The following is a 9,455-nucleotide window of genomic DNA, read 5'->3' on the forward strand; positions in this document are numbered from 1 at the left end:
TGCGAGGACGGCCCGGCCGGCATCGTCCTGGCCCGGCCACTTGCTGAAACCGTTCACCAGGTTCGCCAGGTCCTGCTCATGAAAACGAGCGAGCTGGCGGCCGCCGTCACAGACCTCGCGGGCGATTGCGAGGACGGCTTTGCGGATATCCTCCTGATCCGGCAACTTGCTGATGCCGTTCAGCAGCAGTGACAGATTTTGACTGTTCAGCTTCTGAAGTAGTCGGCCTTCTTGGTCGAGACAAAACTGGGCGATTCTGATCGCCCCATTGCGGCATTCCGCCGCCCGGAGGTTCCGACCAAACGATAATGCGAAGAGCGAAAGCGCATCAGGGTCGACTTTCGTTATTAACGCATCTTCCAGCTGCGACAGCCGAGCTGCCAAGGCCCTGCAAGCTTCCACACCTGCACGACCACCGGCCTCTCGGCTCACCACGTTGCATGTTGTGGCGTACCCCCATGATCGCCCGGCGCGGATGTTTTCCTCCAGGCGCGAAACGAATTCAGTCTTGAAATCAACGGCGGCCTTTTCCAGAAACCTTTCATGGTCCTCCCGGTCCGCCTTTCGCAGCCTCTTGTCATGCTGCACCACTGCAGTTGAGAACGCACGGATGTCGCGAACGTGATCAAGGTCCCTCAGAGCTGCATTAAGTTCATCCGCATGTCTATAAGGACGCGCCAAGCTTGCAGCCCAGACGCTCTCGGCGCCTATATCTTCGATACGCTGCATTTTTGGTCCAGCACCCAGGTCAGGCACGGATTGCCTATGTGGAGAGAGCGCATCTGTCTGCGAGCTGGTAGCGGCTTGATCGCCTCGCCAGTGGTCGCCGCTTGAACGCCAGCTTGCTCCCCCAGGTACTCCGTCAAGATAGGATCCATACGGTCGTTCGGAGCTCGCACCTTGGACCCTCTGCGCGGCGACATCGTCAATGCGCTGCCTTCCTGGTCCGCCACTTCGGTCAGAGATGGATTGGCCATGCGGCGCCAGCCCGCCGGCGCGATCGGCGCGCCGACGGTCGCCATCCGAAGACGACGGGGCAACTTCCAGATTGGCTGCGCCACGATAAGTTCGATGGGCTCGCTCCGAGCTTCCAGGCTGAATTGGCTGCGCAGCGACACCGCCGATGCGCGAGCTTCCTGGCCTGTCACCCCGCTCGGAGGCGGATGGTGTATCTGGCGGGAGCCCACCTCTCTGCGAGCGCTCAGCCGTTCGGTCGGCACGCCACTGATTGCCATCAGAGTGCGCCAGGCGTGTTTCCTGATTTGCTGCGCCATTATAGGTACGATCGCTTCGTTCCGCACCTTCACGCTCGATTGGCTGCGCAGGCGCGTCGGCGACGCGCCATCTTCCTGGTCTGCTACCTCGCTCAGACACGGACGGCGTATCCGGCGGGCGTCTACCCACGTGCGAGCTTTGAGCCTCTCTATCGTCGCGCCAGAACTCTTCGCCACTTTGACGCGAGAAACCCTCATCTCGCCTTGGTCTCCCATGGTACGTTCCATAAGGCCGTTGCAGGCCCGGGGTTTGGACATTCTGGATAGGCGCATCGTGGACGCGTCCCCCTTCTGGTCCACCCCCCCCGTGCGACGGGAGAGGGCGTCCTAGCGAGCTTTCCGCCTCTGGATCGTCATGCCGCAGTTCCCCATCAGTTCGCGACGAGCCGGATTCCGGCAAGGAGCGCAAACGACGACGGCTTCCACCGATTGCGCCCTGCAGCGCGGCCCCAAGGAGCCGATGTGCGCCGGCGGAGGGAGCGGCAAATCGGCCTGCACCGCTGGCGCGCTGCGCGCTGCGCGAGTATGAAGCATCTGAATCCTGAGGCTCAGAGCGCGTCTGCTCCACAACGGAACTGAATGATCGGCCCTCTTCGCCGGGGGCACAAGCCGATCTAGCGCTAGAAGCGTCAGCGCCTTGACCTTCATCGGCACCAAATTCCGAAATGGGCGATGTGCCGCGCTCGTCAATGCGCATCATAATCCTTCTCCAATGTAGCAGAAACTGTGCAGGCTGCCCGCGCATGGCGGCCGCATCGGGGCCGAAAACGTCTCGTCAGGGGCGCCGTCATTCACGGCGGCCTGCCGCTTGCAGTCGCGGAATGGCGACGCCGTCCAGGGAACGCGTCACGCGAAAGCCTTCTCCAGCGTCGCGAAGATCACGGCGAGCGACTTGTCGTGCCGCGTTACCGGCGGCACCGGGCGATCGATCTTCATGAGCTGATAGACCGCCATCTGCGCCGCCCGCACCGAATATTCGACGGTGAACACGACGTCGTCGGGGATTTCGACGAACTGGCTGACGAAGGCGAGGTTGACCGAATTCTTCGGCACCGGCAGCGGCCGGTCGGCCCAATTGCGCGGCATGAACATGCTGGTGATGTAGGGCATGCGGCAGGGCACGCAGATCGCGTCCTCGAACACGACGGGGTCGAAATTCAGGTGGCCGCACAATTCCTTCAGGATATCCGCGCCGCCGCAATCGGACATCGGCTTGGCGACGAAATTGCCGACACGGTCGGGATGCAGCGCATAGCCCCAGAACACCTGCACGTTGCTCGGTTGTCCCACGAAATGCGGCTGGTGATAGAGCACGACCGACATCAGCCAGTTGGAATCCCTGAACGTCACCAGGCCGCCGGTGCCGGCCCTGTTGCCGGAGAACGCTTCCATCTTCTGGAAGAAGAGCGGATCGCGGCAGGTGACGGTGAAGGACAGCCAATAGGATTCGGGGATCGAGGAGTTGAAGGCGGCGGGGTTGCCGAATTCGGGACGCCCTTCCGCGATCGTCTCCCACAGCGTCCAGCCTTGACTGTCCTTCTTGGTCAGACGCGGCGGCGGCTCGGTCATCGAACCGAGGCTGGAGGCATCCGTCATCGAGCCGTTCTGGAAGAATACGAGGTCGCCGTCCTCGAGCCGGACATTGGCGATGCGGCCGTCGCGATCGAGCACGAGCTGGCGCACCCGCAAACGGCCCTCCTCGCTTTCGATCGCCATGTCGGTGACTCGGGTGCCGCGCACGAATTGCACGCCCTGCCGCTTCAGCCAGTCGGCGAGCGGCCGCACGATCGCGTCATACTGATTGTAGACGGTGCGCTTGACGCCGGCGAGCGTCTCGATGCGCGAAAACTCGTTCATGAAGCGGCGCAGATAGCGCTTCAGCTCGACCGCGCTGTGCCAGGGCTGGAACGCGAAGGTGGTCTGCCACATGTACCAGAAAGTGGACTCGAAGTATTTCGGCGAGAGCCAGTCGGTGATGCGGCTGTTGCCGAGCGTCTCCTCCGAAGCCTCGGTGAGCCGCAGCAGTTCCAGCCGGTCGCGCGCGGAAAAACCCATGTGCGAGACGTCGACCTTGAAGCGGTTGCGGTCGACCAGCCGCGCCTGCGAGTGCGCCGGGTTCTCCAGGTTGAACGCGATGGTCTCGTCCCGCACGCTGAGGCCGGGATGCTCGAGCGAAGGGATGCTGGAGAGCAGATCCCAGGTGCATTCGTAATGATCGGTAGTCAGCATGCGCCCGCCGCGCAGGGAATAGCCGCCGTTCGCGAGCTGCGCACCATCGAGGCTGCCGCCGACCAGAGGCTGCCCCTCGTAGATCACGATGTCACGCCCAGCCTGCTGCGCGTCGCGGATCAGGAACGCCGCGCCCGCGAGCGATCCAATGCCACCGCCGATGAAATACGCCTTCATGACTTGCCTCGATTGCAATTCGACACCTCGAAGCAACATAGCATGGCCGGACGCATTCAAGGTTGCGCGGGATCAAACGCGGTGAGGACTGACTCAGCTACGCGGAATGGCGGCGGATTGAGCCGTTGTTGCGAGGCCGCCGTGCCGCACGAACTCGATGTCCATCTCGTCATGGACAACTACGCCACGCACAAGACGCCGCTGATCCGGAAATGGCCGGCCAAAAGGCCACGCTGGCATGTGCACCTGACCCCGACCAGTTCGTCATGGCTCAATTAGGTCGAGCGCTTCTTCGCCCTTCTTACCGATAAGAATGCGGATTCCGACGAAGTCGCCCAGGCGTACCTATATGAAGTCGCCCGTGGATTCCGAGACGATGTCGCCCACCTTTCCGATTTGATCTCGCCCAGCGGCGAGGCGTTCTGGCCGGCTGGTTCTCTGGAATCGGTCAAGCCGCGCGGTCAATCTGGAATCGCGACTTCAACCGTTTTTCTTCTTTTGCGGTTGCTGTGATGGGGTGGACGCCCCCTCGACGGCATGGATATGCCAAAGTGAAGGGTGTTGAACAGCCATCACGAGAGAGGAAGCGTCCGTGAACGAAGTTAGCGCGATTGGACTAGGTGTTTAGTCCCAAGCTTTGATGGTGCATTCTTGTCGCACGATTCGAAGGATGCGCTATGGGACAAGTTTTACACGGCTGCGCCACCACGACGGAGGCAGTCCGTCGAGCAATACAAAATAGTCAAGAGAGCCTGAGAGCACTCGCCAAGCGCTACGGGATCAACCAGAAGACTGTCGCGAAGTGGAAGCAGCGCGAGACCGTCGCCGATCGTTCGACAGGCCCCAAGGAAGCCAAGTCGACAGTGCTTTCCATCGAGGAGGAGGCGATCATCGTCGCTTTCCGGCGGCACACGCTACTGCCACTCGACGATTGTCTCTATGCGCTGCAGCCGACCATTCCGCATCTGACGCGGTCATCCCTGCATCGCTGCCTCCAGCGTCACGGCATCAGCCGATTGCCGGAGGTCGAAGGCGGCAAGCCCTCGAAGAAGAGCTGTTCAATGAGCTTGACGACGTGAGATGGTCCCTGGGGCACGATCACGCCGTACTCCGCAAGATGGCCGCGCAGAGCATTGATCATCTGGGTGCGCTGTCGCACCAAGAGGTCGCGCGCCCGAAACACGACCGCGTTGGCCTGCTGCTCCGCACTCTTGACGGCGACAAAGCGCATCGTCGGCCGTTGAACGGCCTCACAGATCGCTTCGGCATCGGCCGCATCGTTCTTCTGCCGTTTCACGAAAGGTTTCACGTAGGCAGGCGGGATGAGACAAACTGTGTGACCGAGCTTGCCGATCTCGCGCGCCCAATAGTGCGCGCCCGCACAGGCTTCCATCGCCACCAAGCACGTTGGCTGCTTGGCGAAGAACTCCAGCACCTTGTTACGTCGCAGCTGTTTGCGAAAAACAGTGGCGCCTGCAGCATCTGCCCCATGCGCCTGAAAAACATTCTTCGCCAAATCCAATCCGATCGTGCTAACTTCCATGGCGGACGCTCCTTCTCTGCGGTGGCTGTTCAACACCACCATCTTGGCACATTGATGCCGTCGAGGGGGGCGTCCACCCCATCACAGGACCGACAGCATCACGTGCTTGCGCTTGAGCTCGCGATGCACCGCCGTCCAGTCCGGCTCGGCCTGCCGGCGATGGCCCGTGAGCGTCATGGGAGGATCACCGTGCCCGGTCTTGACTTGAGCGCGGAATGCTCTGGATAGCGCGGTCGGGATGATTGACGCCACCGGCGCGCGGTGATGGGTTGATCCCGGTTCGGAGTGGGCAACGGGGATCAGAATGACCAGCGAGTCGCAGCTGCGCGAGAAGCTTCGGAAGATCGAGGCGTTGTTCGTGGGCGCCGGAACTGCTGGTGAGCGCCTTGCAGCGGAAGCCGCGCTGCAGCGGGTGCGGGCCCGGGTCGAGGAACTCGCTCGCCACGATCCACCGATCGAACAGCAATTCTCACTTCCCGACCAGTGGTCTCGGCACCTGTTTCTGGCGCTTTGCCGCCGATATGGGCTGCGGCCGTTTCGTTATCGCCGGCAGCGACGCAACACGGTGATGGTCCGTGCGTCACGGGGCTTCGTCGATCGAGTCCTGCTGCCGGAGTTCACTGAGCTTGAGGGTGCGAGCAAGTGTATGTGCACGAGGTGACGCTGCGCGTGATCCGCGAAGAGATTTACGACGACGCCAGCGATGCGCAGGAAGTTCCCGACGCCTTGCCGTCGAACTGATCAAGCGGCGAGCTTTGCCTCCGAACCAGTCGCGCGCGGCCTTCCAATTCCACGGCAGCAGCGTGTTCAGCTGATTGATCTTGATGCGTCCGGAGACGATGCGCTCGAGAACGTCAGTAAGATAGTGCCGCGGGTCGACGTCGTGAAGTTTTGCTGTGTTGATGAGCGGCGCGAGAATGGCCCACGTCTCGGCCCCGCCTTCACTACCGGCGAACAGATAGTTTTTCTTTCCCAACCCGATCGGCTTGATGCTACGTTCGACCGTATTGCTATCGATCTCGATGCGCCCATCATCGATGAATCGCGTCAAGCCATCCCAATGGTTGAGGGTGTAGCGGATCGCCTTGCCAAGGGCGGATTTCTTCGAGACTTCCAGCTGTCGCGCCTTGAGCCAGGGCTTGAAGTCCTTGATCAACGGTCTGGACCGCAGCTCGCTGCGTCGCCGGCAAACCGCGAATGCGATCCTCAACGGCGTAGAACATCGCGATTCGCTGCAGCGCTTCCGCGGCGATCGGCGATTTCGTCGCGACGTGGACGTCGCAGAACTTCTGCCGTGCATGCGCGAAGCAGAACGCCAGCTGCACCGCTCTTGATCAGGCCCTTGTAGGCGGCATAGCCATCGACCTGCAGGATGCCGTCGTAATCTCCAAACAGCTGCCTAGCGCGGATCGCCTTGCGATCCTCGGTGAACATGTAGACTACTGCCGGCGGCGCCGGGCCGTCCCACGGGCGGTCGTCGGTGGCGATCGCCCAGAACTGGCAGACTTTAGTTCTGCCACGGCCGGGATCGAGAACCGGCAGCGGCATCTCGTCGGCAAACAGCCGCGGGTAGGACATCACCGCGTGGCGCAACAGCGCGTGAAGCGGCTTCAGCCACCAGGCGACGCGGCCGATCCACAAGGCCAGCGTTTGCCGGTCGAGCGTGATGCCTTGGGCGGCAAACATCTGTTCCTGGCGATAGAGCGGCAGCTGGTAGCCGTATTTCATCACCGCGACGTGGGCCAGCAAGGCGTCCGTCACCATTCCACCGTCGATTGCGCGGCGGCGATCAGGGTGAGACTCCGTATTGCCTCATGTATTGATGCTCCCGGGTGCGATCGGTTGCCTCATTTATTTTGCTCCTGGCTTGAGTTGAGGAGGAGGCCGGGTGCGGAGATGGCCGGGGCCCTGGCGGCATTTTCTCGCTAGGAGCGAACAGCAGCGCATTCGCTTGCTCGCTGCGCCAGGATTTCAGCCGACGTTGAAGGGTTCGAAGAAGTTTGTTCGGATAGGCTCCAGGATATTCCATCTGCAAGCGCGAGAGCAGTTCGCTGCCAGTCCGCCAAGGCTCGGCTTCAAACCATTTTAGCAAATCTGGCGTTGCTTGGATGAGCGGGTCGGGACGACGTCGGCCTCTTTTCGCCTTCACGAGTGGCCGATCCGTCGGTCGCATGGCTCCGTCCTTCCAGGCCGTGCGCAAGCTTGCCAGGAAGCGATCGATCGGTTGCAATGCCACAGCAGGATGGCCGATTGGTTGGGTATCAGCGAGGGCCGCGAGGCGCTCCTGCAGGTCGCGGATGTCGCGTAACAACGCGACTGGATCGAGAGCGGCATAGAGTTCTTGGACATGATGGCGGACAGCGTCAGGCGTGCGGGCGTCCGCTGCCAGGCGCTGGTGAGGTGTTCCCGGCGCGCTGTATGTCTTGCGTACACGAGCCCCGTCGCGCTGCTTGGCTAACGGTTTGAACGAGGGCTGGAAGAAGTTTACGAACAGCCGCGCTGGTCGATATAATTCGTGATCGCGGCCAAGATCGGCTGCACGCCTCAGACGCTGCATGACTGGGTCAAGAAGGCCGAGATCGATAGCGGGCAGCGGGCCGGCGTTCCGACCGACATGGCCGAGAAGCTGAAGGCCCTCGAGCGTGAGAACCGCGAGCTTCGGCAAGCTAACGAGATCTTGCGCAAGGCAAGCGCCTATTTTGCGATGGCGGAGCTTGACCGCCGGTCCAAGCCGCGATCGCCTTCATCGACGATCATCGTGGGGCGCATGGGGTCGAGCCGATCTGCAAGGTCTTGCCGATCGCCCCCTCGACCTACCATGCCCATGTGGCCAAGCGGCGCGATCCGGCCAAGCTGTCGGCCCGCGCCAGGCAGGATGCTGCGCTGAAGATCGAGGTCAGGCGCGTCTTCGATCAGAACTTCTCCGTCTACGGCGTGCGCAAGGTCTGGCGCCAGCTCAAGCGCGAAGGCTTCGAGATTGCCCGTTGCACAGTGTCGCGACTGATGCGGGACATGGGTTTGCAAGGGGTCATCCGCGGCAAATCCGTCAAGACCACGATCAGCGACAAAGCCGCGCCATGTCCGCTGGATCACGTCAACCGGCAGTTCAAGGTACCGAGGCCCAACGTTCTGTGGCTCTCTGACTTCACCTATGCGCGACCTGGACCGGCTTCGTCTACGTCGCCTTCGTCATCGATGCCTATGCCCGCAGGATCGTGGGCTGGCGGGCCTCGCGCACAGCGCATGCCGGCTTCGTGCTGGATGCGCTGGAGCAGGCACTGCATGATCGACGTCCGATCCATCGCGGCGGGCTCGTGCACCATAGCGACAGGGGTAGCCCAGTACGTCGCTATCAAGTACACCGAGCGCCTGGCTGAAGCTGGCATTGAGCCTTCTGTCGGCAGTGTCGGAGATTCCTACGACAATGCTCTCGCCGAAACCATCAACGGTCTCTACAAGGCCGAGGTGATCCATCGGCGCGGACCGTGGCGAAGCTTCGAGGCCGTCGAGTTCGCAACCCTGGAATGGGTCGATTGGTTCAACAACCGAAGGTTCATGGAGCCCATCGGCAACGTCCCGCCGGCCGAAGCCGAACAACGCTACTACGCTATGCTGGAACAACCCGCCATGGCGGCATAACTTAAACCAAATGGCCTCCGGCAATCCCGGGGCGGTTCAGTCCGATTTGTCGCGTTTGCATCACAATGATGTTCGAGCGGCCGGCCGCACAATGCAACTTACACAAGAGAAAGGCGTTAAAGCGCTTTCTGCCGTCCCTGCGCAGTTGGCACGAGACTTGAAGCTGCTGCTGCTGCTGCTGCTGCTGCTGCTGCTGCTGCTGCTGCTGCTGCTGCGGTCGGTTGCTGACCGGCCACATTCGTCACTACTTAAAAGGTGAAAACATGAGAAACGATATGTCGGCCTATGGCGTAAGCGAGTTGACTCTGGAAGAAGCGTCTGCGGTCGCGGGAGGACAAGCTTGCCAACCTGTCCTTATTATTTATGAAAACGGTACTTGGACTTGGGAGGGAGCCTGCCCCGAGCAGCCCCCCGCGTAAATAGTGTGTGCGGCCGGGGATCGGCGATCGTAGCTGCCTGCGCCGCAGCCCCGGCCGCCTCACGCTGTTCGTATGGAAACTTAGGGTTCAGACTCAATTGATCCAATATGCGACGATGGCGGCGAGGTGGACGGCAGCCAAGAAATTTCTGGCAAGTTTGTCGTAGCGAGTTGC

At 61.6% G+C, this 9,455-nt stretch carries 4 protein-coding genes, 8 pseudogenes and 1 other annotated feature; of the genes and pseudogenes, 4 read left to right on the plus strand and 8 right to left on the minus strand.

What is annotated here, in order from left to right; translation table 11 throughout:
* The 3 genes and pseudogenes from GGD61_RS39605 to GGD61_RS39615 form a co-directional block, all read right to left on the minus strand.
* A pseudogene (locus GGD61_RS39605) lies at nt 1-729 on the minus strand (hypothetical protein); the annotation flags it as partial.
* Nucleotides 708-1,490 carry a hypothetical protein gene (locus GGD61_RS39610; RefSeq protein WP_183232484.1) on the minus strand — a complete coding sequence of 261 codons (783 nt, stop codon included), beginning with the start codon at nt 1,488-1,490 and terminating at the stop codon, nt 708-710. The pseudogene GGD61_RS39605 and the gene GGD61_RS39610, both read right to left, overlap by 22 nt.
* Before the next feature lie 630 nt (nt 1,491-2,120).
* Nucleotides 2,121-3,719, minus strand: a complete 1,599-nt coding sequence (locus GGD61_RS39615; protein WP_283814594.1) for an oleate hydratase — start codon at nt 3,717-3,719, stop codon at nt 2,121-2,123.
* A 93-nt stretch (nt 3,720-3,812) separates the two neighbouring features.
* Between GGD61_RS39615 and GGD61_RS39620 the strand changes: the two are divergent.
* Nucleotides 3,813-3,956: pseudogene (locus GGD61_RS39620) on the plus strand (transposase); the annotation flags it as partial.
* A gap of 401 nt (nt 3,957-4,357) precedes the next feature.
* Nucleotides 4,358-4,732, plus strand: a pseudogene (locus GGD61_RS39625) (helix-turn-helix domain-containing protein); the annotation flags it as partial.
* An 8-nt stretch (nt 4,733-4,740) separates the two neighbouring features.
* On the opposite strand, the pseudogene GGD61_RS39630 reads toward GGD61_RS39625, so the two are convergent.
* The 4 genes and pseudogenes from GGD61_RS39630 to GGD61_RS39640 form a co-directional block, all read right to left on the minus strand.
* Nucleotides 4,741-5,223: pseudogene (locus tag GGD61_RS39630) on the minus strand (IS110 family transposase); the annotation flags it as partial.
* 580 nt (nt 5,224-5,803) lie between these two features.
* A complete protein-coding gene (locus tag GGD61_RS41110) occupies nt 5,804-6,199 on the minus strand; it encodes a transposase domain-containing protein (RefSeq protein ID WP_246786213.1) in 396 nt (131 codons plus the stop codon).
* Nucleotides 6,200-6,211: 12 nt separating this feature from the next.
* A pseudogene (gene tnpC / locus GGD61_RS39635) lies at nt 6,212-6,987 on the minus strand (IS66 family transposase); the annotation flags it as partial.
* A 142-nt stretch (nt 6,988-7,129) separates the two neighbouring features.
* A pseudogene (locus GGD61_RS39640) lies at nt 7,130-7,738 on the minus strand (ISNCY family transposase); the annotation flags it as partial.
* Between the two features lie 3 nt (nt 7,739-7,741).
* On the opposite strand from GGD61_RS39640, the pseudogene GGD61_RS39645 reads away from it, so the two are divergent.
* Both GGD61_RS39645 and GGD61_RS39650 read left to right on the plus strand, forming a co-directional pair.
* Nucleotides 7,742-8,862 (plus strand): annotated as a pseudogene (locus tag GGD61_RS39645) (IS3 family transposase); the annotation flags it as partial.
* Nucleotides 7,915-8,031: a sequence feature (AL1L pseudoknot), on the plus strand. Its footprint overlaps the pseudogene before it by 117 nt.
* A 10-nt stretch (nt 8,863-8,872) precedes the next feature.
* On the plus strand, nt 8,873-9,121 hold the full coding sequence (locus GGD61_RS39650) for a hypothetical protein (RefSeq protein WP_183232486.1): 249 nt from the start codon (nt 8,873-8,875) through the stop codon (nt 9,119-9,121).
* Between the two features lie 253 nt (nt 9,122-9,374).
* Here GGD61_RS39650 and GGD61_RS39655 read toward each other — a convergent pair.
* Nucleotides 9,375-9,455 (minus strand): annotated as a pseudogene (locus GGD61_RS39655) (IS5/IS1182 family transposase); the annotation flags it as partial.

This window comes from Bradyrhizobium sp. SBR1B (assembly GCF_014198205.1).
Classification (GTDB): Bacteria; Pseudomonadota; Alphaproteobacteria; order Rhizobiales; family Xanthobacteraceae; genus Bradyrhizobium.